At 61.7% G+C, this 22,846-nt stretch carries 25 protein-coding genes and 1 tRNA gene; 11 read left to right on the forward strand and 15 right to left on the reverse strand.

The window, feature by feature from the left end; all coding sequences use genetic code 11:
• Positions 1–2 precede the first annotated feature (2 nt).
• Together VNS12_RS07915 and VNS12_RS07920 are read right to left on the reverse strand one after the other, a co-directional pair.
• The gene (locus VNS12_RS07915; protein WP_325487288.1) at positions 3–782 is read right to left on the reverse strand and encodes a sugar isomerase domain-containing protein; all 780 of its coding nucleotides are present in this window, start codon (positions 780–782) and stop codon (positions 3–5) included.
• Entirely contained in the window at positions 760–1,554 is a 795-nt protein-coding gene (locus VNS12_RS07920) for a 6-phosphogluconolactonase (protein WP_325487289.1), read from the reverse strand. Before VNS12_RS07920 ends, VNS12_RS07915 begins: the two co-directional genes overlap by 23 nt.
• A 259-nt stretch (positions 1,555–1,813) precedes the next feature.
• On the opposite strand from VNS12_RS07920, the gene VNS12_RS07925 reads away from it, so the two are divergent.
• The 4 genes from VNS12_RS07925 to VNS12_RS07940 all read left to right on the forward strand — a co-directional run bounded on the left by VNS12_RS07925 (position 1,814) and on the right by VNS12_RS07940 (position 5,575).
• Positions 1,814–2,821, forward strand: coding sequence for an ABC transporter substrate-binding protein (locus VNS12_RS07925; RefSeq protein ID WP_325487290.1), 1,008 nt, complete (start codon positions 1,814–1,816; stop codon positions 2,819–2,821).
• 87 nt (positions 2,822–2,908) lie between these two features.
• A complete protein-coding gene (locus VNS12_RS07930) occupies positions 2,909–3,706 on the forward strand; it encodes an ABC transporter ATP-binding protein (protein WP_325487291.1) in 798 nt (265 codons plus the stop codon).
• On the forward strand, positions 3,703–4,473 hold the full coding sequence (locus tag VNS12_RS07935) for an ABC transporter permease (RefSeq protein ID WP_325487292.1): 771 nt from the start codon (positions 3,703–3,705) through the stop codon (positions 4,471–4,473). Before VNS12_RS07930 ends, VNS12_RS07935 begins: the two co-directional genes overlap by 4 nt.
• A 115-nt stretch (positions 4,474–4,588) precedes the next feature.
• Positions 4,589–5,575: a diaminopimelate dehydrogenase gene (locus VNS12_RS07940; protein WP_325487293.1), complete on the forward strand. Its 987-nt coding sequence runs from the start codon at positions 4,589–4,591 to the stop codon at positions 5,573–5,575.
• Positions 5,576–5,746: 171 nt separating this feature from the next.
• Here the strand turns inward: VNS12_RS07940 and VNS12_RS07945 are convergent, their stop codons facing one another.
• Together VNS12_RS07945 and VNS12_RS07950 are read right to left on the reverse strand one after the other, a co-directional pair.
• Complete coding sequence (locus VNS12_RS07945) at positions 5,747–6,592, reverse strand: glucose 1-dehydrogenase (RefSeq protein ID WP_325487294.1); 846 nt, start codon at positions 6,590–6,592, stop codon at positions 5,747–5,749.
• Between the two features lie 222 nt (positions 6,593–6,814).
• Positions 6,815–8,812 carry a BCCT family transporter gene (locus tag VNS12_RS07950; protein WP_325487295.1) on the reverse strand — a complete coding sequence of 666 codons (1,998 nt, stop codon included), beginning with the start codon at positions 8,810–8,812 and terminating at the stop codon, positions 6,815–6,817.
• Between VNS12_RS07950 and VNS12_RS07955 the strand changes: the two genes are divergently transcribed.
• The 3 genes from VNS12_RS07955 (at position 8,757) to VNS12_RS07965 (ending at position 9,876) form a co-directional block, all read left to right on the forward strand.
• Positions 8,757–8,888, forward strand: a complete 132-nt coding sequence (locus VNS12_RS07955) for a hypothetical protein (RefSeq protein WP_325487342.1) — start codon at positions 8,757–8,759, stop codon at positions 8,886–8,888. The two genes, VNS12_RS07950 and VNS12_RS07955, sit on opposite strands and share 56 nt — an antisense overlap.
• Positions 8,889–8,966: 78 nt before the next feature.
• Positions 8,967–9,614, forward strand: coding sequence for a hypothetical protein (locus VNS12_RS07960; protein WP_325487296.1), 648 nt, complete (start codon positions 8,967–8,969; stop codon positions 9,612–9,614).
• Positions 9,615–9,618: 4 nt separating this feature from the next.
• Positions 9,619–9,876 (forward strand): hypothetical protein, encoded by a 258-nt coding sequence (locus tag VNS12_RS07965; RefSeq protein ID WP_325487297.1) that lies wholly within the window; start codon positions 9,619–9,621, stop codon positions 9,874–9,876.
• A 281-nt stretch (positions 9,877–10,157) separates the two neighbouring features.
• Here VNS12_RS07965 and VNS12_RS07970 read toward each other — a convergent pair.
• A tRNA-Ile gene (locus VNS12_RS07970) sits at positions 10,158–10,234 on the reverse strand.
• 278 nt (positions 10,235–10,512) lie between these two features.
• Between VNS12_RS07970 and VNS12_RS07975 the strand changes: the two genes are divergently transcribed.
• Positions 10,513–11,223, forward strand: coding sequence for an SIMPL domain-containing protein (locus VNS12_RS07975; protein ID WP_325487298.1), 711 nt, complete (start codon positions 10,513–10,515; stop codon positions 11,221–11,223).
• Between the two features lie 65 nt (positions 11,224–11,288).
• Here VNS12_RS07975 and VNS12_RS07980 read toward each other — a convergent pair whose 3' ends face one another.
• Entirely contained in the window at positions 11,289–12,116 is an 828-nt protein-coding gene (locus VNS12_RS07980) for a sulfite exporter TauE/SafE family protein (RefSeq protein WP_325487299.1), read from the reverse strand.
• 222 nt (positions 12,117–12,338) lie between these two features.
• Positions 12,339–12,758 carry a secondary thiamine-phosphate synthase enzyme YjbQ gene (locus VNS12_RS07985; protein ID WP_325487300.1) on the reverse strand — a complete coding sequence of 140 codons (420 nt, stop codon included), beginning with the start codon at positions 12,756–12,758 and terminating at the stop codon, positions 12,339–12,341.
• Positions 12,759–12,975: 217 nt separating this feature from the next.
• On the opposite strand from VNS12_RS07985, the gene VNS12_RS07990 reads away from it, so the two are divergent.
• From VNS12_RS07990 to VNS12_RS08000, 3 genes are all read left to right on the forward strand, one after another.
• Positions 12,976–13,368: a hypothetical protein gene (locus VNS12_RS07990; protein WP_325487301.1), complete on the forward strand. Its 393-nt coding sequence runs from the start codon at positions 12,976–12,978 to the stop codon at positions 13,366–13,368.
• Positions 13,369–13,601: 233 nt separating this feature from the next.
• Entirely contained in the window at positions 13,602–15,917 is a 2,316-nt protein-coding gene (locus VNS12_RS07995; protein ID WP_325487302.1) for an OmpA family protein, read from the forward strand.
• Between the two features lie 173 nt (positions 15,918–16,090).
• Positions 16,091–16,267: a hypothetical protein gene (locus VNS12_RS08000; RefSeq protein ID WP_325487303.1), complete on the forward strand. Its 177-nt coding sequence runs from the start codon at positions 16,091–16,093 to the stop codon at positions 16,265–16,267.
• Between the two features lie 13 nt (positions 16,268–16,280).
• Here VNS12_RS08000 and VNS12_RS08005 read toward each other — a convergent pair whose 3' ends face one another.
• The 8 genes from VNS12_RS08005 to VNS12_RS08035 all read right to left on the reverse strand — a co-directional run bounded on the left by VNS12_RS08005 (position 16,281) and on the right by VNS12_RS08035 (position 22,751).
• A complete protein-coding gene (locus tag VNS12_RS08005; protein ID WP_325487304.1) occupies positions 16,281–16,505 on the reverse strand; it encodes a hypothetical protein in 225 nt (74 codons plus the stop codon).
• A 90-nt stretch (positions 16,506–16,595) separates the two neighbouring features.
• On the reverse strand, positions 16,596–16,946 hold the full coding sequence (locus VNS12_RS08010; protein WP_325487305.1) for an HlyU family transcriptional regulator: 351 nt from the start codon (positions 16,944–16,946) through the stop codon (positions 16,596–16,598).
• On the reverse strand, positions 16,903–17,244 hold the full coding sequence (locus VNS12_RS15440) for a DUF2442 domain-containing protein (protein ID WP_414693088.1): 342 nt from the start codon (positions 17,242–17,244) through the stop codon (positions 16,903–16,905). Before VNS12_RS15440 ends, VNS12_RS08010 begins: the two co-directional genes overlap by 44 nt.
• The gene (locus tag VNS12_RS08015; RefSeq protein WP_325487306.1) at positions 17,195–17,449 is read right to left on the reverse strand and encodes a DUF4160 domain-containing protein; all 255 of its coding nucleotides are present in this window, start codon (positions 17,447–17,449) and stop codon (positions 17,195–17,197) included. Before VNS12_RS08015 ends, VNS12_RS15440 begins: the two co-directional genes overlap by 50 nt.
• A gap of 16 nt (positions 17,450–17,465) precedes the next feature.
• Positions 17,466–19,469: an RNA polymerase sigma factor RpoD gene (gene rpoD / locus VNS12_RS08020; protein WP_325487307.1), complete on the reverse strand. Its 2,004-nt coding sequence runs from the start codon at positions 19,467–19,469 to the stop codon at positions 17,466–17,468.
• Positions 19,470–19,669: 200 nt separating this feature from the next.
• Positions 19,670–21,607, reverse strand: a complete 1,938-nt coding sequence (dnaG, locus tag VNS12_RS08025; protein ID WP_325487339.1) for a DNA primase — start codon at positions 21,605–21,607, stop codon at positions 19,670–19,672.
• Between the two features lie 70 nt (positions 21,608–21,677).
• Positions 21,678–22,235, reverse strand: coding sequence for an HdeD family acid-resistance protein (locus VNS12_RS08030; RefSeq protein ID WP_325487308.1), 558 nt, complete (start codon positions 22,233–22,235; stop codon positions 21,678–21,680).
• 63 nt (positions 22,236–22,298) lie between these two features.
• Entirely contained in the window at positions 22,299–22,751 is a 453-nt protein-coding gene (locus VNS12_RS08035; RefSeq protein ID WP_325487309.1) for a GatB/YqeY domain-containing protein, read from the reverse strand.
• Positions 22,752–22,846: the final 95 nt, after the last annotated feature.

Below are 22,846 nucleotides of genomic sequence, written 5' to 3' on the forward strand. Positions count from 1 at the left end.
GGTCACAGCGCCTTCACCCGGTGCCGGAACCTGCCGATGAATTTGCCATTGGCCTCGTCGCCGCCCGGCGCATTGCCGCTGCGCCAGACCGGCGGCTCGACGCCGCGTTCAAGCAGACGCGACACCGTGTGGATCACCAACGTGTTGAGCGCAAAGGCATTGGCAAAGGTCGAGATCGCGGCGATGGACTCCGTCATTCCCGGCAGATCAACGATTGCGTCCCCCACCGGCACCTTGGTGTCGATGGCGATATCCACCAGATCGTGCAGATTGTGTTTGGTCGGATGCCGCGCGGGATGATCCGGCGCGCTTTTTTCCGCGTGCTCGCGCGAGCTGACCCCGATCAGGAACACGCCGCGCCGCTTGGCCTCCAGCGCGGCATCGATCAGCGCCGCGTTGATGCCATAGGCGTTGACGAGGATCAGCAGATCGTCGCTTCCCAACTCCTGATCGGCGATCACAACCTTGCCGTAGCCCGGCGTGCGCTCGATCGCCATGGAACGCAGCGCCCCATTCGACAGCAGCGTCCCTTCGTCGAGGATCGCGCTCACATGCATCAGCCCGCCGGCGCGAAAGAAAATCTCCTGCGAGGCGAGATTGGAGTGGCCGCCCGGGCCAAAAATATGGATGAGGCGATCTTCTGCCACATGTTCGGCCAACGCCTCTGCCGCGCGCTCGATGGCAGGCGTTTCCTCGGTCAGAATGCGCTGCATATGGGCGCTGATGCCCTGCAAATAGGCTTCACTGTGGCGCCGTGCGTCAATCTTGGGTGCGGCTGGCATCTGGGTCGGACTCCCTGTCGAGATATAAAGTGCAATGGGGCTGGGTGCGCAGGATCGAGGCGGGGCACGCCGGGGCCAGCGGGCCATGCAGCATGGCCTTTATCGCCGCGCGTTTCGCTGCCCCCGGCACCACGCAATAAAGCGCATCGGCGCGCAAAAGGCGCGGAATGGTCAGTGTGATCGCAGAACTGGGGACCGCATCCACCGTGGCGAACCCGCCATCATCGACCTGCTGCTGCCGGCAGACTGCGTCCAACTCCACGATCTTCACGTCCTGTGGATCTTCAAAATTGGCGACCGGCGGGTCGTTGAACGCCAGATGCCCGTTCACCCCCACCCCCAGGATCACCAGATCGATTTCCGCCTCGGCCAACCGTGCCGCATAAGCGGAAGCCGCCGCGATCGGGTCCGGGTCAGGCCTCAGGGCCACCACTTCCCTGAACGGGGCTCTCGAAAACACATGCGCATCGAGCCACAGCGCAAAGCGCTGCGGGGCGCGCTCCGGCAACCCGATATATTCGTCCATATGGAACGCGGTCACCCGCGCCCAGTCGATGTTGTCGCGCGCGAGCACTGCGGCGAGGGTGTCGGCCTGCGACGGCGCAGCGGCAAACACCATGCGCACCTGCTGCTTTTTCGCCAGCGCGGCCCGCAAGCCCGCCGCAATATCGTCAGCGGCCCTCTGCGCCATCTCCTCACGCGTCGCAAACGACCTGACCTTGAGCCGGTCGACCCGACGCTCGCCCGCATCCTCCGACGCTGCTTGCTGCATCCCCACCATTGGCGAAAACACTCCCCATCCGGACGGCCAGATTCCGCCATCCTTCCCTCGTCCGAGGATGATGATTTATGCAACCGGTTGCATTGTCAAGCGGCAGTTTTGCCGCCTTGGCCACCGGGCCGGACACCCCGACCGCACATGCGCCCCACAACGAAACGGTTTACGCCGCACATAAAGGATGCCTATGCTCCATGGTTGAGGCGGCACTCACAAAAAAACAAGAGGCCGAACTCGAAGGGAGGATTACAAAATGCTCAAACGCGTCGCTATCGCCGCGGTGGCAGGCATTGCGCTTGCCGGACCGGGCCTGGCCCAGACCCATATGCCGTTCGCTCTGGACTGGCAGTTCGAGGGCCCGGCCGCCCCCTATTTCATGGCGATCGAGAACGGCCACTTCGCGGCCGAGGGGCTCTCGGTCGAAATTTCAGCCGGACAGGGATCGCTCGATGCCATCCCGAAAGTTGCAACCGGTGCCTATCCCGTGGGCTTTGCCGACACGGCAAGCCTGATCAAGTTTCTCGATCAGAACCCCGATGCCCCCGTCACCGGGGTGATGATGTTCTATGACAAGCCCTCCTTTGCGATCGTCGGTCGCAAGAGCCTCGGCATCGAACAGCCCAAAGACCTCGAAGGCCGCATTCTCGGCGCGCCGCCCCCGGATGGCGCCTGGGCGCAATTCCCGGTCTTTGCCGCCGAGAACGATATCGATGTGGATCAGGTAACCATTGAACCGGTCGGCTTCCCCACCCGCGAGCCGATGCTGGCCGAGGGCCAGGTTGCTGCCGTGACCGGGTTTTCCTTCACATCGTTTCTCAACACCACGCGGTTGGGCGTGCCTGAAGACGACATGACCGTCTTGCTGATGGCCGATTACGGCCTCGATCTCTACGGCAACGTCATCATCGCCAACACCAACTTTGCGCGGGACAATCCTGAAAAACTGACCGGCTTCCTGCGCGCCATCGCCAAGGGATTGCAGGATACGGTGAATGACCCGCAAGCGGGCGTTGCCGCCATGGTGGCCAACAACCCGGCCATGGATACCGACCTCGAAGTCCGCCGCCTCGAACTCGCCCTGCGCGACAACATCATGACCGACTGGGTCCGCGAAAACGGCCTGGGCGGCATCGATGATGCCCGGTTCGAACGCTCGCTCGAACAACTGGCGATGACCTACGACTTCGAGAACGAACCCGACGCGAGCCGCTATTTCGATGGCTCCTACCTGCCCGACGACGGCAGCCTGTCGGTTCAGTGATCCTCTGGCGATGACCATCTGGCGCTGCGCTGCAAAGCGCGGCGCCATTCGCATCGCGTCCGTTTTGGCAGCAGTACGGAAAGACGTATGAACAATCTCATAGAGATCGAGAACGTAACCCACGCCTACCGCACGGTGGCCGGGCCACTTCCTGTCCTTGATGGCCTGAGCCTGTCGATCCCGCAGGGCGGATTTTGCGCCGTTGTCGGACCTTCAGGGTGCGGGAAATCCACACTCACCCGCCTTATCGCGGGCCTGATGTTTCCCGATACCGGCGAGGTTCGGCTTCAGGGCAAAAAGGTGACTTCCCCGCGCAAGACCGTCGGAATGGCCTTTCAGAATCCAGTGCTGCTCGAATGGCGCACCATCTTGCAAAATGTGATCCTGCCGCTGGAGATCGTTGCCCCCAAGATGCCACGGGCCGAAAAGGAAGCCCGCGCCCGTGACCTGCTCGCCATGGTCGGGCTCTCCGAATTTGAGGACAAGCGCCCGTCCGAACTGTCCGGCGGCATGCGTCAGCGCGCGTCCCTGTGCCGGTCGCTGGTCCACAAGCCCGACATCGTGATCCTCGACGAGCCCTTCGGCGCGCTCGATGCGTTCACCCGCGAGGACCTCTGGCAGCTCATGCACCAGATGCGCGCGGAAGAACCCTTTACCGCTCTGCTCATCACCCATGACCTTCGCGAATCCGTTTATCTGGCCGATCAGGTTGTGGTGCTCTCGGCGCGTCCGGCAACCACGCAGTTCGTGCTCGATATCGACATCCCCGGCCCACGTCCCATCGACATGCTCTATTCGCCGCAGGCTGTGGAGTGGCTGGCCCTGCTGCGCAACCAGATCGAAATCGGCCAGGGCCGTGACGAACCCCGAAAGGGAGTGGCATGACCCGCAACGACCTGCAAAAAATCGTCACGCCCATCGTCGCCATGGTGATCGTCCTCGCGCTCTGGGAGTTCTGGGTGTGGTATATGGGGTGGCCCACCTACAAGATGGCGGCGCCCTCCGATCTGTGGCCCGCCTTCTGGAAATACCGCGAATTGTTCGCGGTCAACGCCTGGCAGACCCTGTGGCGTACGGTGGTCGGGCTCGGTCTTGCCGTCATTGTCGGCACGGTTCTGGGGATGCTGATGGGGCTCAGCCGGGTGATGAACGACGCCCTCTATCCCCTGCTGGTCGGCTTCAACGCCATTCCCAAGGCCACCATCGTGCCGGTGGTTGCGCTGATCTTCATCGGCCAGCACGATTTCAACACCATTCTCGTGGCCTTCATGATCTCGTTTTTCCCCATCTCGGTGTCGATCGCCATTGGCCTGTCGACCCTGGAGCCGGAATACCGGGACATCCTGCGTTCGCTTGGGGCATCGCGCTTCACGGTCTTTTGGAAGATCGCGCTCCCCAAGACCCTGCCCGAATTTTTCGGCGCGCTCAAAGTCGCGGTCACGCTGGCGTTCATCGGAACCAACCTTGTCGAGATCGTCACCCCGCATGGGCGCGGGCTGGGGAGCCTGTTTGATTCCGGCAGGATCGCCTCCAATTATCCGCTGATGTTTGCGGTGCTGATCGCCTTGGCGATCCTGGGCATCGTTCTCTATTACATCGTTGTGGCGCTGGAAAAGATCTTCGCTGGCTGGGCCGAACGCCGCCCGACCTGAGCCGCACTTTGCCGTATCGGGAGAATCCTTGATTTTCCCGATACGGCCACCTTGCCCGTACGCTGACATCTGCTAAGCCTCACTCCTCTGGAATCAAACCGTTGGAGTGCGCGTCATGGCTGAGAAAATTCGGATTGGCATTGTCGGCCACGGAAATCTCGGACGCGGCGTCGAACGCGCCATCGGCAAGACCGCCGATATGCGTCTCGTTGGCATCTATACGCGCCGCCCGCCGGAAACCCTCACGCCGCTCGATGCCGAAACGCCGGTGTTTGGCATGGCCGACCTGCCCGCTCACACCGACCGGATCGATGTGCTCATCCTGTGCGGTGGCTCCAAGGAGGACCTCCCCAAACAGGGTCCGGAACTGGCGGGACTTTTCAATACCGTCGACAGCTTTGACACCCACGCCCGCATTCCCGAATATTTCGCCTCGATGGATGCCCCCGCCCGCGCGGCCCAGCGGACCGCCCTTGTCTCGGCAGGGTGGGACCCCGGCATGTTCTCGATCAATCGCATCCTCGGCGAGGCGCTGTTACCCGATGGCGCGACCTACACTTTCTGGGGCGATGGCCTCAGCCAGGGCCATTCCGACGCCGTGCGGCGTGTTCCCGGCGTGGCCGGTGCGGTGCAATATACCCGCCCGATCAAGGCAGCTGTGGACCGCGTGCGCAGCGGCGAGCGGCCCGTTTTCACCACCCGCGAACAGCATCTGCGCGAATGCTACGTGGTGCTTGAGGAAGGCGCGGACGCCGACAAGGTGCGCGAAGCCATCGTCACCATGCCGCATTATTTCGATGCCTATGACACGACAGTGAACTTCATCACCGCCGAAGAACTGGCGCGCGATCACCAGGCCATGGTCCATGGCGGCTTCGTGATCCGCAGCGGCAACACGTCGGATGAAAACACCCAGGTGATCGAGTACGGTCTGCGCCTCAACAGCAACCCCGAGTTCACCTCCAGCGTTCTCGTCGCCTATGCCCGCGCCACCCACCGCCTCAACGCCATGGGCCAGCACGGCGCGTTCACCGTCTTCGACGTCGCCCCCGGCCTGCTCTCGCAAAAGAGCCCTGAGCAGTTGCGCGCCGAACAATTGTAATTTTGCACTAGAGGACGGCGATACCTGACGCGACGGCGGACCGTACAACACGGAGACCCGGGAGGTGAGGCCGGGCTTTGCTGCCGCAGCCCAGGCTGTGGATACATGAATCGCGCGTTACCGTTCGCTGACCCCTTGGGCCAAACAACTGCTTGCGCGACGCCGCGGTGCTCAACTGCTCGGGAACTCCCCGCCATTCACATGGATGGTCTGGCCTGTAATGTACCGTCCGTCTTCAGAGGCCAACAAGAGATAGGCCGGGGCCACTTCATTGGGCTGGCCCGGACGGCCCAGCGGTGTCTCGGTGCCAAAGCGTTCCACCTTGTCGGGCGGGAAGCTGGCCGGTATCAGCGGCGTCCAGATCGGGCCGGGTGCAACTGCATTGACAAGGATTTTCCTGTCGGCCAGCCGCACGGCCAGCGACCGCGTCAAGGCAACGATAGCCCCCTTGGTCATCGCGTAATCCACCAGTTCCGGATGGCCGCGATAGGCCACAATCGAAGCGGTGTTGATGATGCGGGCATTCTCCTTCAAATGTCCGATCACGGCTTGGATCATGTAGAAGTAGCCATAGATATTGGTGTCGAACACTCGCTTCATGGCTTCGGCATCAAGATCCTCCAAATCCTCGCGAACATGCTGCTCTGCCGCGTTGTTGACCAGGATATCGATCCGACCGAACGTCTTTATTACGCGCTCGGCCACCGCTTTGCAAAAGTCGGGGTCTCCCACATCACCGGCAATCAGCAGCGCCTCGCTACCCTCGCCCTCAATGAGATCCCGGGCCTTTTCAGCGTCTTCTTCTTCTTCGAGATAGACGATGACGACTTTTGCTCCTTCACGGGCAAACAACACGCTCACGGCACGCCCGATACCGGAATCGCCGCCGGTGATGATTGCGACCTTTCCCTCCAGCCGTCCGCTGCCGGGATAAAGTGGCATATAGTCGGGCGCCGGGTACATCGGCGCTTCCCGACCGGGCTGGTGTTCCTGGTGCTGTGCTGACTTGCTGTCCATTCGCAGTGCTCCCGCTGGCGCGTTTGCGGCAAAAGCGGTTTCCGCTGTTGCGGATTTAAAACGCTTTTGTCTTAAGCGAGCAATGTCCAGCCAAGGTGTTGGTTCCTCAGCGAACCATGACGCTCAGGGCCAGGTGCACAGGCACTCCAAAAAGACCATCCGGTGCGGGCGAAGGCTCCCGATCAGAATTATCCGACCGATCCTGGCAATTGCCGCCAAGCGCTATTCGCTCTGCGTGTGCTCGGGTGCCGCGTGCAAAAGCTGGACCTCCGGGGAATGGGTGAGATGGAGGTAGCGCTCAAACTGCGCCAGAATATCAGCGATGAGTTGATCCCGATTCAGCCCCATTATGTCATAGCCGCGACCGCCGCTTGAAAAATAGGTACGCGCTTCATAGCGATAGGAAGGTTTGCTCGCAGCAAGCGGAGCGAAATTTGCGATAGGCTGTGCAGTCAGGCTGACCCCGTAGATAAAGTCACGCAACCCCTCGGCGGGCGAGCGCAGAGCGAGGTTCCCGTCTTCGTCGGTCTCCACATGCGACGATCGACCGCGATCGGTAAGCTCGCTTGCTACCTGCTCCAAAGCGGGACGGACTTCGCTGACGATGAAGGACTCCACGTCCTTCTTGTTCGGCGACCGCATCATGAGGGCCAAACGGCGCTGCCAGGTCAACCCAGCCGCAGGCTGGGCCGGCGTAACCGATGCTCGTGGAGCAGTGCGTGCGTATTGTTGGGCCAGGTCGGCGCGCATGCCCATAGTGAGCGACCAGACTAAGCCCAGCATGATGACGGTGAACGGCAAGGCGCTGGCAACGGTAGCCGACTGTAGCGCTGCCAAGCCACCCGCCAGCAAGAGGGCGCCCGCGACCACCCCCTCCATGACGCACCAGAAGACGCGCTGCCCTATCGTCGTCTCGGTTTCTCCACCGGCAGCAATGGAGTCCACCACAAGAGAGCCGGAATCCGAGGAGGTGACGAAAAAAATGGCCACAAGGATGATGGCGACCGTCGAGGTGAGGCCGGTGAACGGCAGATATTCGAAAAAGCGGAACATCCCGGTTGAGATATCGGCAGCGATGGCCCGGCCAACGTCACCTCCGGCAACCCCGGTATCAATGAACATTGCGGTATTGCCGAAAACGGTCATCCAGATGAAGGTAAAGCCGGCAGGGATGAACAATACAGCAGTAACGAACTCGCGCACGGTGCGCCCGCGCGAGATGCGGGCGATGAACATGCCAACGAACGGTGACCAGGAAATCCACCAGGCCCAGTAAAAAAGGGTCCAGGCATCGATCCACGGTGTTGGCTCGTACGCGTAAATATTGAACGTGCGGAGCACAATCGAGTCGAGGTAGAGCCCGAGATTCTGCACCAGATCGCGGAAAAGCTGCGTGGTGGGCCCGACAACAAGCACAAACAGCATCAGCAGGATCGCGATAATCAGATTGGTCTCGGAAAGAATGCGTACGCCCTTGTCCAGTCCACTGACCACCGAAAGAGTCGCGAGTGCCGTAACGCCCGCGATGAGCGGCAACTGGACAATCGGGCCCACGGGGAAGTCGAACAAATAGGCCAGCCCGGCATTCATCTGCGACACGCCGACGCCAAGCGAAGTGGCGATACCAAACATGGTGCCCACGATCGCGAAAATATCGACCGCGTGTCCGATCGGGCCATTGATCCGCTCCTTGAGCAAGGGATAGAGCCCGGAGCGAATGGTGAGCGGCAGATTGTATCGGTACCCGAAATAGCCCAGCGACAACCCCACGACTGCATAAATTGCCCAGGCATGGATGCCCCAGTGGAAGAAGGTGACAGTCATCGCCTCACGCATCGCGGCGACCGAGCGCGGCTCGGCGGTTGGAGGCTCCATGAAATGGGACATGGGCTCACCCACGGCATAGAACATCAGGCCGATGCCCATGCCGGCAGCAAACAGCATGGCAATCCACGAAGTGAACTTGAAATCGGGTGTGGAGTCGTCAGGGCCCAGCTTGAGCCGGCCGTATCGGCCAAAGCAGAGCAGCAGCACCGTCACGAGGAAGATTCCGACGGCGAGCAGGTAGAACCAGCCAAAAGTCTGCAGGATGCCCGACTGAATCAAGCCAAACACCTCATCGGCCTGATGTGGAAAAACGATGCCGATAGCGAGGAAGAGGCCGATGACAATCACAGCGCCGAAGAACACCGGCGGATTGATGATGAAGAGTTTAAACATCGGGGTGGTGGCCTTGCCGCTGGAGAGTAATGCCCATCAGGAACGTACAATGCAGCATGGACAGTTCCAAACCTAATTCATTTTGGCAGATAACCATGCACAATCGCCCTCAAGCCACCGCAGTCTTCAGGGATCCGGTTTCCGGCACAAGTGAATGGGCGTCGATGGAAAGCCTGCTGGTTGCCGTGGGGTGCCAAACCGAAGGGGCGAAACGGCGGAAATGGTCCGCAGCGCCAAGGTGTGGTTGAGTTGGGTCGTCCAACAGCTGAAACCTGAAACGGAAACGAGCATGTCTCTACGGGTTACTTCTGCGGCAATCGCCGTCGCCACCATGGCGGCTATGCTAACGCCCGCAACGGCTCAGCCGCATCAAGCAATTTCGGCCGATGACGCCGTCCGGTCATTCGCCCCGCACATCGAGACCTTCATCGCCACGTTAGATACAGAAACAGACCGGCTCGATATCCGAATCAATCGCTGCACCGGTCAGCGAGGCGAGCTTTCAGACCTCATGTTCTATGTATGGGTTGGATGGAGAGGCGCAGCGGATAATGCTGCCGAAGTGCTTGAGCAGGCAGTTGATGCCTGGGCCTCGCAAGACTGGAAAATCACTCGTCATCGCCAACTCGATAACGGTGGGGTGAACATTGCCGCTACAGACCCTGTAACCGGAAACAGCTACTCACTGGATTCCGGTTTTGCCGCCGGCCCCAACACGCTCATCGTTGGGTTTTTCAGTACGCAATGTTTCGAGCATTCGCACGGCGCAGCTCCGTTTGGTTCGTTTGCATGGCCGGGCTGACCTGATGAGGCACTTCCCTTGGATCATGCTGGGATTGCTTGCAGCCTGCGCTACCGCCCTGTTCATCACCGGGTACATCGCAGAGACGCACTGCTCCTTTGGTTTCGGCGGTTTCGGCTGTACTCAGCCGTTCATTGGTTGGGGCGAGACCCTGCTCGGGTCGATCCTCGGATTTCTGGCACTGTGCGCTGTGCTGGTCGTTGTCTTGCTGTGGCGGGTGTTTGGGTGGTGGCGACGCACTAAGCGAAACAACGCCACCTGATCGAAACTGGCGTCATCCAGCGTTGGCGTGCCTCATCCTTGAACGCACCGAAGGATTGGGTAGTGACGGCATTCCGCTAACAGTGGCCGCCCCTCCGAACCCAAAGGTTCCTGCCAGTACATTCTCAAGTGTCCTGAAGGCCGCAGGGTCGAGATGGGTTGCATCAATCGCCCCGACAATGTCGCGGAGGTTCTGAACTTCACGAAACGCGCCAGAATCGTGAGTTAGGTTCAGTGAACTGCAGACCCCACCGCAATATATCTCTAAGTCATTGATTTGATTGGTGGGCCCGTCCGGACTCGAACCGGAAACCAGACCGTTATGAGCGGTCGGCTCTAACCAATTGAGCTACAGGCCCACGCCCGGAAGTCCTAGCGAGTTCAAGCGGTAAGGTCCATCCGGTTTTGCGTCAGGGCATCGGTTTTTCCACGAGACAGTTGGATGCCGCAAAACAGTCGTATTGCATCGCAATCACTATGCGCGAAAGCGGCGGGGAAACCTCCTAAACGATCCTGCGCCGTTCTCATGATAGACTGAGAACCCGCATCATGTCCCAAAGCGATGCACGGACGTGTTGCGAGCGTTCTGCGAGGAGCTGAACCAATATTCCGATAAAGAGAATTCAGGAGACTTTTCATGCGCTTTCCCCTGACCTTTGCGCCAATTGCCCTGGCCGCCTTGCTGGCCAGTCCTGCGCTGGCCGATTCCATGACCCTCAGCGGCACGGGAACGGTGCGTGCCGCCCCGGACATGGCCACGGTCACGACCGGAGTGACCACCCAGGGCGAAACCGCCCGTGAAGCGCTCGACGCCAATTCGACTGCCATGGCCGATCTCGTCGCCGCGCTGCGCGATGCGGGGCTGGAAAACCGCGACATCCAGACCTCGAACTTCACGGTCAGCCCGCAATATGTCTATTCGGACCAACGCGACGAGTCCGGATATACCCTGCCGCCGCAAATCCAGGGCTATGAAGTTTCCAACGCCGTCACCATCGTGGTGCGCGACCTCGAACAGCTCGGCTCGGTTCTCGATCAGGCCGTGACCGTGGGCGCAAACACCATCAACAGCGTCTCATTTGCCGTCGCCGAAACCGGCAAGCTCGAAGAGGAAGCCAGAAAGCTCGCCGTGGCCGATGCCCTCGCCAAGGCCCGCACCTATGCCGAAGCGGCTGGCGTCCGTCTCGGATCGATCGAATCGATCCGCGAAACCGATATGGCCGCCCCGCCCATGCCCATGTATCAGGCGCGGGCCATGTCCGTATCCGCCGAAATGGCGGTTCCGGTCGAAGCCGGTGAGATGACCTATTCGATCACCACAACCATTTCCTGGGACATCGACGACTGATCGTTCTCTTGCCGGAGAGAATACGGCCGGGGCATTGCTCCGGCCGTTTTTGTCAGAATTCCAATTTACCCTGCGAACGCCTGCACGATCATGCGGCCGCCCACCACGATCAGAAAGATCGCAAAGACGATCTTGAGCAGCTTGGCGTCCAGCTTGTGCGCCAGCGTCACCCCCAACGGCGCGGTCAGCGTCGCCAGCCCGCCGATCAGCACAAGCGACGGAATATTGATGAAGCCGAGGCTGAGCGGCGGCGTGCCCACTGCGTTCCAGCCGGAAATGACGAAGCCGATCATCGCAGGAACGGCCAGCAGCACGCCCAGCGCCGAACTGGTGCCCACCGCCGTGTGAATGGGATTGCCCAGCGCCGTCAGCGTGGGCACGGTCAAAGATCCGCCACCGATGCCCATGAGCGCCGAGACATACCCGATGACAACCGCCGATATGCGGTTGACCATCGGCACGCCCGCCATGGATTCCATGAACTTGCGTTGCACCGGCAGCGCCATGTTGAGCGCGATGAACAGCGCCATCACCCCGAAGATGATCTGCAACGCTGCGGACGTATAGAGCCCGGCCATCAGGCCCCCGATCAGCGATGCTCCAACAATCCAGGGCCCCCACAGCTTGAGAATACTATGGTCCACCGCCCCGCGCCGATCGTGGGATCGCGCGCTGCGCAGGCCCGTCGGGATGATCACCGCCAGCGATGTGCCCACCGCCACATGCATGAGCACATCCGGGTTGTAGCCCAGCAGTTGGAAGGCCAGCACCATGGCGGGCACCATGATGATGCCCCCGCCGATGCCAAGCAGCCCGGCCATCACGCCGGAAACGGCCCCGGTCACACTCAGACCAAGGGCAAAGGGGAGATAGAGCGAAAGAAAATCGGTCAAGACAGAAAATCCTGAACTGCCCGCCGGGAACGGGCACTGATACGGTACTGCGTTTTCTGCAAAGCCCGATGCCCTTGCAAAAAACGGGACAAAACAAACACTGTGAAGCGCTTGAAGCGATTCGGTGAAAAGCGAAAGGCCCGACTGCGCTCCCCGCCCCGCCGGAAGGCGACAGCGCGACTATCGGGCAGTTCGCCTGTTCTGTCGACCTGTCCTGATGTTTCAGGTACCCATGGCGTGCAGCACGACCTGGCGTCGATGCGGATGCCGGCGGTGCTCGAAAAGATAAAGTCCCTGCCACGTTCCCAGTACAGGCCGTCCCCCGACAATGGGGATCGACAGCGACGTCTGGGTCAGCGCCGCCTTGATATGGGCGGGCATATCGTCCGGCCCCTCGGTGGTGTGCAGCACCCAGTCCGCCCCTTCGGGCACCAGCCGCGCGAAAAAAGTCTGCAGATCGGTCTGCACGTCCGGGTCGGCATTTTCCTGGATCAGCAGCGAGCACGAGGTATGGCGGCAAAACGCCGTCAGCAATCCATCCTCGATCCTTGCCGCGGCCATGAACCGCCCCACCTCGCGGGTAAAGTCATAAAGCCCGGGCCCGCTGGTGCTGATCTCCAGCGTTTCGCTGTTCTGACGCATGTTGTGCACCTGTCGTATCTTGGCATCACTGTTAGTCTATCTGAACCCGGGTCGGGAACCCATTCTTGCCGGTCGCGTTTTCGTGACATCCCGAGCGTACGCGCCATGGAGACGATTTCGGACGATTTTCTGTGCGGCGCCGTCTTCGCGCGCGCTCGACACCCGGCACCGGCTGGCGGCCCGCCGCCGCTGATGTTCAACCCGAATGGAGACTGAAATGGCTGATATTGACCGCGACTACACGGACCGCACACGCGCCGAGCGGGAGCGGGCCCGCGCCGTCACCTCCGGGGGTAATGCCGGCTGGTGGATCGGCGGCATTCTCGTTCTTGCCGTTCTCATCATTGGCTTTATCGCCCTGAGCGGTGGCGAACCTGCACCTGTGGACACGCCCCCGGCAGTGGAAAGCACGACGCCGGCACCGGCCCCGATTACCCCTCCGGCCAACGAAACCGCGCCGCTCACTGAGCCGGCTCCGATGACGCCAGCCGCCCCGGCGGTCGACGCCCCGGCTGTTAATGCGGCTCCCGAGGCTGCGCCCGCCACACCGGCTCCCGCTGAGCCGGCTCCGGTTACGCCCGCCCCGGCGGACGTGACGCCTGTGCAATAACGATCCTGACGGGGGTGCAGCGCTGTACCCCCGTTTTCGTTCAGCTTGCCGTCATTTTGACACTGCTAAGGCATCCTTGAAGACATCAGGAAAGCGGAAAAGCTGTTTCTGAGTCGGGATTGCGATACCCTTGAACGCCAACATTCGCGCCGACAGCGCGTGTTGTAAAAAATTTTCCATGATACCGCCATGGCGGTGACCGGCCTTGCCGGGGGGCAAAGGAGACGATCTTCATGAAATTCAAGCAACTGCTCTTGACCAGCACCGCCCTGCTCATGCTCGGCACGCCCGTTGCGCCTCTGTTTGCACAAGGCGCCATGCCCACCCTGACAGTCGCCCAGGCCGCGCCACCCGCGCTGGCCGGTGCCATCCAGACCTATCGTGAAGCCCAGGCCGCCCTCAGCGCCGCCGAGGCCGCGGGTGAGGATGTGAGCGCCGCCCAGGCGACTTTCGCCGCAGCCGATACCGAATTGAGCGCATTGTGCGCCGCACTGGGACAGCCGGACGTCAGCGCCTGCATCGCTCTGTTTGAAAGCGGCGGCTTCAACGCTCCCGCCGCCCCGGCCCCCGAAGTCGCCCCTGAGCCGGAAGCCCCGGCTCAGGTGATCGAAGAGCCCGCGCCAGCCGTAGGGGAACCTGCTCCGGTTGTAGAAGAACCGGTGCCCGCGCCAGAACCTGCCCCAGCGCCGGAACCTGAACCGGCTCCGGCCCCCGAACCCGCTCCTGCGCCCGAACCGGCTCCCGCGCCGCAGCCGGTTGAGGAACCGGCTCCTGCTCCGGCTCCAGAACCTGCTCCCGCGCCGGTTGAACAGCCCGCGCCGCAGCCGGAACCCGCGCCTGCGCCGGTCGAACAGCCAACGCCCCAACCTGCGCCCGCACCAGAGCCGGCACCACAACCCGAGGCCGTACCCGCTCCGGCTCCTGCTCCAGAACCCGCTCCTGCTCCGGAAGCTCAACCGGCAGAACCTGCCGAACAGCCAGCGCCTGTCGAACCGGCACCAGGCGTCCCGGCCTCGCTTTCCAATGCGGTATCCGCCTATGAGACCGCTGCATCCGATTTCCGGTCTGCGGTTGCCGCTGGCGGGGATACCACCGCTGCCGCCCAGTCGGTTCGCGATGCCGAAGCCGAGTTGCGGGGCATCTGCGAAGCCCTCGGCCAGACCGACCTGAACGGCTGCCTTGCCGGCTTTGGCATCGATCTCGAAATCCTCGATGTCGAGGCCGCGCTCAATGCGGCCCCTGCCCCGGCGGAAGGCCAGCCTGCCCCGGTGGAAGAGCCCGCGCCTGCCCAGCCCATGGAAGACGACATCATCCTTGATGGCGACATCCAGGGCGAAATCGTCCCCGAGGGCACTCAGGTTGACGAAGTCGCTCCCCTGCTCGACAGCCAGAAGGATGCCGCTGCCGGCATCGATGACGCCGCCGATGCGGACGCTGGCGAAGCCGAAGCTCCGGCCCCCGCCGAACAGGCCCAGGCCCCTACCGAAATCGACGTGACGGAGATTCCGTCCATCGAGGCCGAAGAAGGTCAGGACCGTCAGGAAGTGTCGATCACCCAGATCGAGCAGGCCGCCGAGCAAGCCGCAACGGCAACCCTCAGCCAACCTGCGGCCCCCGGCCAGCCGCCTGCTGCCCAACAGGGCGGTGTGCTGGTCGGACCAGTGCGCGAAGGCCCCTCCAATGCCGAGATCATCGCCACCATCGGTCTGGCGACGATTTTCGCCATCGGTGCCAACCAGTTCATCGACACCCCCGATACCCCGCGCATCGTCTATCCCGACGACCGCCAATATTATGTCGAGGACCTGTCGGAAGGCCGCACCCGCGAAACGATCCTGCGTGCCGATGGCAGCCGCCTGATCACCATTCGTGATCGCTATGGCGATATCGTCCGCCGCTCGCGCATCGAGCCCGATGGGCGTGAAATCCTGCTCGTTTACGTCGATCCCAGCTATCGCCGCTATGATGATCAGGGGCGCTGGATCGATCCGGGCCGGCAGTTGCCGCCGCTTCGTCTCGATATCCCGGCGCGCGACTATGTGCTCGACGCTTCCTATGCCAACCAGCAGCAGGTGCAGAGCTTCCTCAATCAACCGCCGGTGGAAACGCTCCAGCGTTATTACACCATCGATGAGGTCAAGCGCTCGGCCCGCCTGCGCGACATGGTCCGGCGTCTGGAAATCGGCGACCTGACCTTCGAGACTGCGAGCGCCAATATCTCCCAGTCCGAGATTGGGACCCTGTCGGCGGTTGCCAACGCCATGCTCGATCTGATCGCCCGCAACCCGGCGGAAACCTTCCTCATCGAAGGCCACACCGATGCGGTCGGCTCCGATCTGAGCAATCTGGCCCTGTCGGACCGGCGCGCCGAGGCCGTGGCCTATGCGCTCAACCGGGTCTATGGCATCCCTGCCGAAAACCTGGCGACGCAGGGCTATGGCGAGCGCTATCTCAAGCTCAACACCCAGAACGCCGAGCGCATCAACCGCCGGGTCACCGTCCGCCGCATCACGCCGCTGATCACCCCGATGGTCGGATCTGCCGGATAATCGGCTCCGAAAAGAAAACAAAAAAGGGCCGGAGCATTGTGCTTCGGCCCTTTTTTTCTGGTCTCGCGGCGCTCGCATCGGAACCAATCTTCCGCCCTGCGATTTGAGTCAGGGCATCGGACTGAAAACCATGCTCACGGTTTTCAGGATCACGGCATGAGGAAGCAGCCATCATGACCTATCTCGATCCAGATGAATCTGCCCACACGCCCCGCTGGGGCCGGCTGATCTTGCGCGCGCTCGCCATCGTCGCTCTGCTGGTTGTGGGCTGGTACGCCTTTACGCTCGGCGATCCCGATGGCACAGGCCGTCCGGAAATCGTCCAGGAGCCGAGCGCCCAGCTTCAATAGGCTCCAGAGGCGCCTATTTCTTCGAACTGCGGGTGATCGTCGCGATCTTGAGCGGCGGCACGCCTGATTTCTCGGAGATCGCCCGATCCTGATCCATGATGGCCGTGCGGGCGGGCTCATCCCCATCCAGTCCGCCCAGCAGGCTTGCGTCCACCTTGCGGTTCGAGCGCTGGCTGCCATCCTCATAGACGATGTCGAACAGCACGAACTCCGTGCGAACGGTTGGTTTCCTGGCCATGGTGAATTATCCGATCTTCATATGAACAGCCCCGCCGCCCGACTGTGGCGGCAGGGCCTGAAAACGAGGGTTTGCGCGAACTGAACCTGGTCAGTCGAACAGCGCTCTGCCCTGCTCTTTGATGATCTGCCGTCCTTTTGCAAGGGTCGCGGCAATACAGTCGTCTTTGCTGGTGAACTTGTCGGCGCGGATGAACGAATGCGTCTTCACCTCGCCGTCCACGTCCTTTTCCACCGTTCCGGCGATCTGGAACTCCCCGCCAGACCGCATCACGGCAGCCGTAATGGTGTAGCCCTCATAGTCTTCCTGCGCGTCGACGGACGGACCGTCCTCTTTCCGCGCACCGCCTCCGAAGAGTTTTTTCAAGAAAGACATGCTGGATAGTTCCTCGTTGTCGTCAAGGCGCTGGCGTCCATTCGCCGTGCCTTTCGATTTCGTCATGCATAGCATCCGGGGCGACATCGATGCCACCGGGCCACGTCACAGCGCCCATCGCTAGATGAACTTGGGCAAAAACTGCTGGATCGCGCAGCGAAGCAAATACGCCGGCCCTGTTCGAACGGATCAGGTCCTTCATATGTACGAGCCCCTCAAGACCGTCGACAAAGCGAACCTTAAGCCTGAAGCCCTCAAGAGCGTCCACCGAGACAACCCGCCAAGGTGCCACTGGCCGGATTCCCGGCACTATTTCAACGGTTGAATGGTCTTGGGCATCTGATGTAACCGGCATAGCTCCCATTCTCCATAAGCGCGGGCCGACTGTCCCTCGCCCATTCCAGAACCAGCGCCATTGCACGGCGCGGCAGCCCACCCCTGATGACATCGAGCGTCTCGATGGCAATGACCGCTTCATGCTCGGAATAGAGAGCATGAAAATGCGGTGGAGCATGATCGTTCCAGAACATCTGGATCACGATACCATAGAAATACGATATCGTCGGCACTGCCCCACCGCTTACGTTAGTTATCCAGGAAGCTCCGCAGCTTGCGGCTCCGGCTCGGGTGCTTGAGCTTGCGCAGCGCCTTGGCCTCGATCTGGCGGATACGCTCACGCGTCACCGAAAACTGCTGGCCGACTTCTTCCAGCGTGTGGTCGGTGTTCATCCCGATCCCGAACCGCATACGCAGCACGCGTTCCTCGCGCGGAGTGAGCGACGCCAGCACCCGCGTGGTGGTCTCGCGCAGGTTGGACTGGATGGCCGCATCGATCGGCTGGATCGCATTGGTATCGGGGATGAAATCCCCAAGGTTGGAATCCTCCTCGTCCCCGATCGGAGTTTCGAGGCTGATCGGCTCCTTGGCGATCTTCAAGACCTTGCGCACCTTGTCGAGCGGCATCTGGAGCTTTTCGCTCAGCTCTTCCGGTGTCGGCTCGCGCCCGATCTCGTGCAGCATCTGGCGTGACGTCCGCACGATCTTGTTGATCGTCTCGATCATGTGCACCGGAATACGGATGGTGCGTGCCTGGTCGGCGATCGAGCGGGTGATTGCCTGCCGGATCCACCACGTCGCATAGGTCGAGAACTTGTAACCCCGGCGGTATTCGAACTTGTCCACCGCCTTCATCAGCCCGATATTGCCTTCCTGGATGAGATCGAGGAACTGCAATCCGCGGTTGGTGTATTTCTTGGCGATCGAAATGACGAGGCGCAGGTTTGCCTCGACCATTTCCTTCTTGGCGATGGCCGCCTCGCGCTCGCCCTTCTGCACCTTGGAAACGATGCGGCGATATTCGGCAATGTCGAGCCCGGTTTCGGTGGCCAGCGTCTGGATTTCACCGCGCAGCTCATCGATGGTCGCGCGCTCGCGGCCAACGAAGTCGTCCCAGCCCTTTTCGGAGCGTTCGGATACTTTTTCGGCCCAGTCCGGATCGAGTTCCGAGCCGTAATAGGCATTGAGAAAATCGTCGCGCTTGATCTTGTAGCTTTCGGCGAGCCGCAGCAGGCGACCCTCATTGCGCACCAGCCGCTTGTTGATGTCGTACAGCTGCTCGACAAGGCTCTCGATACGCGATGCGTTCAGCGACAGCGATTTCACGTCGGTGATCACCTGCCCGCGCCAGGTCTCCAACTCGCGCACTTCCGTGACATCGAGTTCCTTGGCGGCAAGCTGCTCTTCGACGTGCTGGTCCTGCATCTTGCGCATTTTGCCATAGGCTTCGGCAATGCGGTCGAAGGTTTCCACCACCTGAGGCTTGAGTTCGGCCTCCATGGCCGAGAGCGAGAGATTGTTCTCGTACTCGTCGTCGTCGTCCTCGTCCTCGGTGCTGCCGCCGTCCTTGTCGTCGTCGGCGCCGGCCTTGCCCGCGCCAGCCTTGTCTCCGTCAGGATTGGCAGCAGCAGGCTCCGCCATCTTGGCGTCCGGCCCGGCATAGGTCGCTTCTAGGTCGATAATGTCGCGCAGCAGAATTTCGCCCTCAGCGAGCTGGTCGCGCCAGATGATGATGGCCTGGAAGGTCAGCGGACTTTCACACAGGCCCGCGATCATCGTCTCGCGACCGGCCTCGATGCGCTTGGCGATGGCGATTTCGCCTTCGCGGCTCAACAGCTCCACCGTGCCCATTTCGCGCAGATACATGCGAACGGGGTCGTCGGTGCGGTCGGAACCGGCCTTGGCGTTGGAGGTGGAGGCGACCGCCGTACCCGTGGCGGGGGCGATTTCACCGCCCTCTTCCTCAGCGGAATCCGCATCGGCCTCTTCGACCTCATCCTCGTCGATGACGTTGATGCCCATGTCCGAGAACATCGCCATGATGTCCTCGATCTGCTCGGACGTCACTTCCTCGCTCGGCAGGACGGCGTTGATTTCTTCGTAGGTTACGTACCCACGTTTCTTCGCGGTCTTGATGAGCTTCTTGACTGCCGCGTCGGAAAGATCGAGAAGCGGGCCGTCCGGGGCTTCGCTCTGCGATTCCGGCTTGTTGTCCGTTTCGTTCTTGGTCTGGTTGGCTGCCTTTGTGGCCATATAGTTCGCTCTCCTGAGCCGCGCCGTGTACGGCGGCACTGGTGTCATCGGTCCGATGATCGCACTGGAACCGGATTGAAAGACATGTCAGGGTTAATACTTTGCTTCCGCGAGCGCAGAAGGCCCTGATTCTGGTTCGATTTCCGTGGTGCAGGTTCGCTCCATACACGCAAAAGTGCGCGGACACGAATCATCTTTTTTCAAAGACTCCGCGTCGCACGCCCGGATAACGAACCAAATCCCTCGATCAATGCCTCAGTACCATCGACACTGGAAATCTGATTCTGGATGTCACGCAGCCGCTCGAATGCGTTCTCGCTCAGGTCTTCGCCTAGCGCCAATTCGGCTGCTTTGAGTTCCCTATTTAGTTGAACGGATTTGTAATGCAAGGCCAGCGCGTGTCTTAATCCGGTCTCCGCGTCGATTTGTGCGGTTTCCGCCTCGGTCTGCCATACGCCCTGCCGCGCCAGCACGTCCCGCATCCGGTCCAGAACCGGTCCGTGCCCGGTGGCGATCAGCGCCTCGGCCACCCCATGCGGCCCCATATCGGGATGCATCACCACCAGATCCAGAAGAGCGGCAAGAACCCGGCGCGCTGGCAGCGACTGGAATTCGAGTTCGGCCAGTGCCTCATGGCGCGAATGCACCAGTTCGGGATGGTTGACGAGGCTCATGAGGATCACCGCCTCGCGCGGGACGATATCCGGCGCCGCCCCGCCGCGCAGCAGGCGCGAATTGCGCAGCGTGTCAGACACCAGCATACGCGGATTGCCGCGCGCCGTACCCTGCCCGCCTCGGGGCCCGCCCCGCCGATTCTGGTCGAATCCGCTGCGCCCCCGATATTGCCCGCGCGCCGAGACGAACAGGCTGGCGATCTTTTCGTCGAACGCCTGGCCATAGTGCCGCCGCACGGACACATCGGCAATCTTTGCAGCCCGTTCCCGCAGCCGCGCTTCCAGCGCCGCGCGTTGTTCCGGCGCCTCGGGGATGCCGCCCGCCGTTTCCAGCGCCCACACCGCTTCCGCGAGTGGTCGCCCGCCCGCGATCAGATCGGCGAACGCCTGTCGCCCCTGCTGCTTGATGATATCGTCGGGGTCCATCCCGCCGGGCAGCGTCACGATGCTGATCGACTTGCCGGGCCGCAGCTGTGGCAGGGCGATGTCGATTGCCCGCTCGGCGGCACGCATCCCGGCGGCATCACCATCGAAGCACAGCACCGGAATGTCGGTCATGCGCCATAACAGCGTCAGGTGCTCCTCGGTCAGCGCCGTCCCCAATGGAGCCACCGCGCCCTCGAATCCGGCGGAAACCGCTGCGATCACATCGAGATAGCCCTCGACCACGATCAGCGGCTTGCCGTCATAGCCTGCCTGGCGCGCTGACTGTCCATTATAGAGCGTCTGGCGCTTGTGAAAGAGTTCGGTTTCCGGCGAATTGAGATATTTCGCCGCCATGTCAGCCGACAGCGCCCGCCCCCCGAACGCGATCGCCCGCCCGCGAAAATCGGTGATGGGAAACATCAGCCGGTTGCGAAACCGGTCATAGGGCACCGCGATATCGTCGCCATGCACCACCAGTCCGGTGGCGATCATGTCGTTGAGCGAGACGCCATTGGCGGCGAGGAATTCCTTGAGGCCGTTGCGGCTGTCGGGCGCAAACCCGATCCGGAACCGCTGCTGCATCGCCCCGGACACGCCGCGCTCAAGCAGATAGCCCCTGGCCCGCGCCCCGACATTATGCGCCAGCGCTTCAGAAAAATAGGTCGTCGCCAGGTCCATAACGTCGTGCAGCGACCGCCGGGCGGCGGCCTGTTTCTCCGCGCGCTCGTTGCGCTCCGGCATCGGAACGCCGGCCCGGCCAGCGAGAATTTCCACCGCCTCGGGAAAGCTCACGCCGGTCTTTTCGGTCAGGAAGCGGAAATGGTCTCCGCTCGCCCCGCAGCCAAAGCAGTGATAGCGCCCGCGCCGGTCATCCGCATGAAAACTTGGGCTTTTTTCGCCGTGGAACGGGCAACAGGCCCACATGTCGCCCTTGCCCGGCTGACTCTTGCGCTTGTCCCACGCGACATGCTCCCCCACCACCTGGGTGATGGGCAGGCGATTACGGATTTCATCCAGAAAGGCATCGGAAAAGCGCATGAAGGATAGGTAAGCATTCACTTACCTGTTGTCACGCGCTCACACGCTTTTCCCGCTTATCCACAGGCGGTCAATACCCCGCCTTGCGCAGCTTCCATGCCCGCCCGAACAGCGCGAACGAGAACAGGATCAGCAACACGCCGCCGAGCATCACCAGAGTGAGCACCCCCGCGATCGGGGCGAACAGCAGCAACAGCCCGAACAGCACATAGAGCGCGCCGCTTAGCAGCACCGGCCAGATTTTCTCGTAAAGCTCGCGCTCGCGGATGACGACCACGATTTCCATCACGCCCACGAAGATCGCCTGGAAAGCGACCAGATAGACAAGGAACGTGGCCGTAATCAGCGTCCCCAGGAATGGCGAGATCAGGATCAGCACACCGACAAGAATGGACAGCGCGTTGCGCACCACGTCGAACCAGAAATTTCCGGTCTTGCCGCCGCCAAAGGTGATGGACCATAGCCCCAGTACGCCGTCGACGACGAACAGCGCCGCCGCAAAGGTCGTCAGGACCAGCAAGGCCGAGGCCGGAAACACCACCGCATAAAGCCCCGCGACGAGCATCAGCACGCCGCGCAGGCCGGTCAAAATGGATGGATAGCGAGAGGACTTCTTTTCAGCAGGCATCGTAACCCCACAAGCCGCAATCAACTTGCAGAGCATACGCCTGATTTATCTGTCGGAAAAGGCTTACGCGCCCAATTGCGCCTTCACCTGCCGCGAGGCCTGCCCGAAATCGATCTGCCCGGGATATTTCGCCTTGAGCACGGCCACCACCTTGCCCATGTCGCGCAGCCCTTCGGCCCCGGTTTCGGCAATCGCCGCCGTGATGGCCGCGTCCACGTCCGCCGCGGACAAGGGCTTGGGCAGGAATTCGCGGATGATCTCGATTTCCTCACGCTCCTGCGCTTCGAGTTCGGGCCGGGCATTCTGCGCGTAGATGGTTGCCGATTCCTCGCGCTGCTTCACCATCTTTTGCAGGATGGCGAGCACGTCTTCATCGGCGATTCCGTCTTTGCCCTCGCCCCGCGCCGCGATTTCCCGGTCCTTGATCGCCGCGTTGATGAGGCGCAGCGTCGTCGTCCGGCGGCCATCGCGGGCCTTGAGCGCGTCCTTCATTGCCGCATTGATCTGATCACGCATTGTCCGCGTCCTTATGGTTATCTGATGGGGCCGATCCTATACCCAAGCCCGCAGCCCTTGCCAATTGGCTGATGCGCGCTTTGGCGCACCCTTGC

Source organism: Pelagibacterium sp. (assembly GCF_035555455.1).
Classification (GTDB): domain Bacteria; phylum Pseudomonadota; class Alphaproteobacteria; order Rhizobiales; family Devosiaceae; genus Pelagibacterium.

Bases quoted from the DNA above. Each gene is read 5' to 3' on its own strand.
- VNS12_RS07935 (WP_325487292.1), top strand. From the start codon at position 3,703: ATGACCCGCAACGACCTGCAAAAAATCGTCACGCCCATCGTCGCCATG.
- VNS12_RS07945 (WP_325487294.1), bottom strand. From the start codon at position 6,592: ATGGACAGCAAGTCAGCACAGCACCAGGAACACCAGCCCGGTCGGGAA.
- VNS12_RS07915 (WP_325487288.1), bottom strand. From the start codon at position 782: ATGCCAGCCGCACCCAAGATTGACGCACGGCGCCACAGTGAAGCCTAT.
- VNS12_RS15440 (WP_414693088.1), bottom strand. From the start codon at position 17,244: ATGGGAGCTATGCCGGTTACATCAGATGCCCAAGACCATTCAACCGTT.
- VNS12_RS07950 (WP_325487295.1), bottom strand. From the start codon at position 8,812: ATGTTTAAACTCTTCATCATCAATCCGCCGGTGTTCTTCGGCGCTGTG.
- VNS12_RS07920 (WP_325487289.1), bottom strand. From the start codon at position 1,554: ATGCAGCAAGCAGCGTCGGAGGATGCGGGCGAGCGTCGGGTCGACCGG.
- VNS12_RS07990 (WP_325487301.1), top strand. From the start codon at position 12,976: ATGGCTGATATTGACCGCGACTACACGGACCGCACACGCGCCGAGCGG.
- VNS12_RS07960 (WP_325487296.1), top strand. From the start codon at position 8,967: ATGGGCGTCGATGGAAAGCCTGCTGGTTGCCGTGGGGTGCCAAACCGA.
- VNS12_RS08035 (WP_325487309.1), bottom strand. From the start codon at position 22,751: ATGCGTGATCAGATCAATGCGGCAATGAAGGACGCGCTCAAGGCCCGC.
- VNS12_RS07975 (WP_325487298.1), top strand. From the start codon at position 10,513: ATGCGCTTTCCCCTGACCTTTGCGCCAATTGCCCTGGCCGCCTTGCTG.
- VNS12_RS07925 (WP_325487290.1), top strand. From the start codon at position 1,814: ATGCTCAAACGCGTCGCTATCGCCGCGGTGGCAGGCATTGCGCTTGCC.
- VNS12_RS07985 (WP_325487300.1), bottom strand. From the start codon at position 12,758: ATGCGTCAGAACAGCGAAACGCTGGAGATCAGCACCAGCGGGCCCGGG.
- dnaG (WP_325487339.1), bottom strand. From the start codon at position 21,607: ATGCGCTTTTCCGATGCCTTTCTGGATGAAATCCGTAATCGCCTGCCC.
- rpoD (WP_325487307.1), bottom strand. From the start codon at position 19,469: ATGGCCACAAAGGCAGCCAACCAGACCAAGAACGAAACGGACAACAAG.
- VNS12_RS07995 (WP_325487302.1), top strand. From the start codon at position 13,602: ATGAAATTCAAGCAACTGCTCTTGACCAGCACCGCCCTGCTCATGCTC.
- VNS12_RS07965 (WP_325487297.1), top strand. From the start codon at position 9,619: ATGAGGCACTTCCCTTGGATCATGCTGGGATTGCTTGCAGCCTGCGCT.
- VNS12_RS08000 (WP_325487303.1), top strand. From the start codon at position 16,091: ATGACCTATCTCGATCCAGATGAATCTGCCCACACGCCCCGCTGGGGC.
- VNS12_RS07955 (WP_325487342.1), top strand. From the start codon at position 8,757: ATGACAATCACAGCGCCGAAGAACACCGGCGGATTGATGATGAAGAGT.
- VNS12_RS08030 (WP_325487308.1), bottom strand. From the start codon at position 22,235: ATGCCTGCTGAAAAGAAGTCCTCTCGCTATCCATCCATTTTGACCGGC.
- VNS12_RS08010 (WP_325487305.1), bottom strand. From the start codon at position 16,946: ATGACGAAATCGAAAGGCACGGCGAATGGACGCCAGCGCCTTGACGAC.
- VNS12_RS07940 (WP_325487293.1), top strand. From the start codon at position 4,589: ATGGCTGAGAAAATTCGGATTGGCATTGTCGGCCACGGAAATCTCGGA.
- VNS12_RS07930 (WP_325487291.1), top strand. From the start codon at position 2,909: ATGAACAATCTCATAGAGATCGAGAACGTAACCCACGCCTACCGCACG.
- VNS12_RS08005 (WP_325487304.1), bottom strand. From the start codon at position 16,505: ATGGCCAGGAAACCAACCGTTCGCACGGAGTTCGTGCTGTTCGACATC.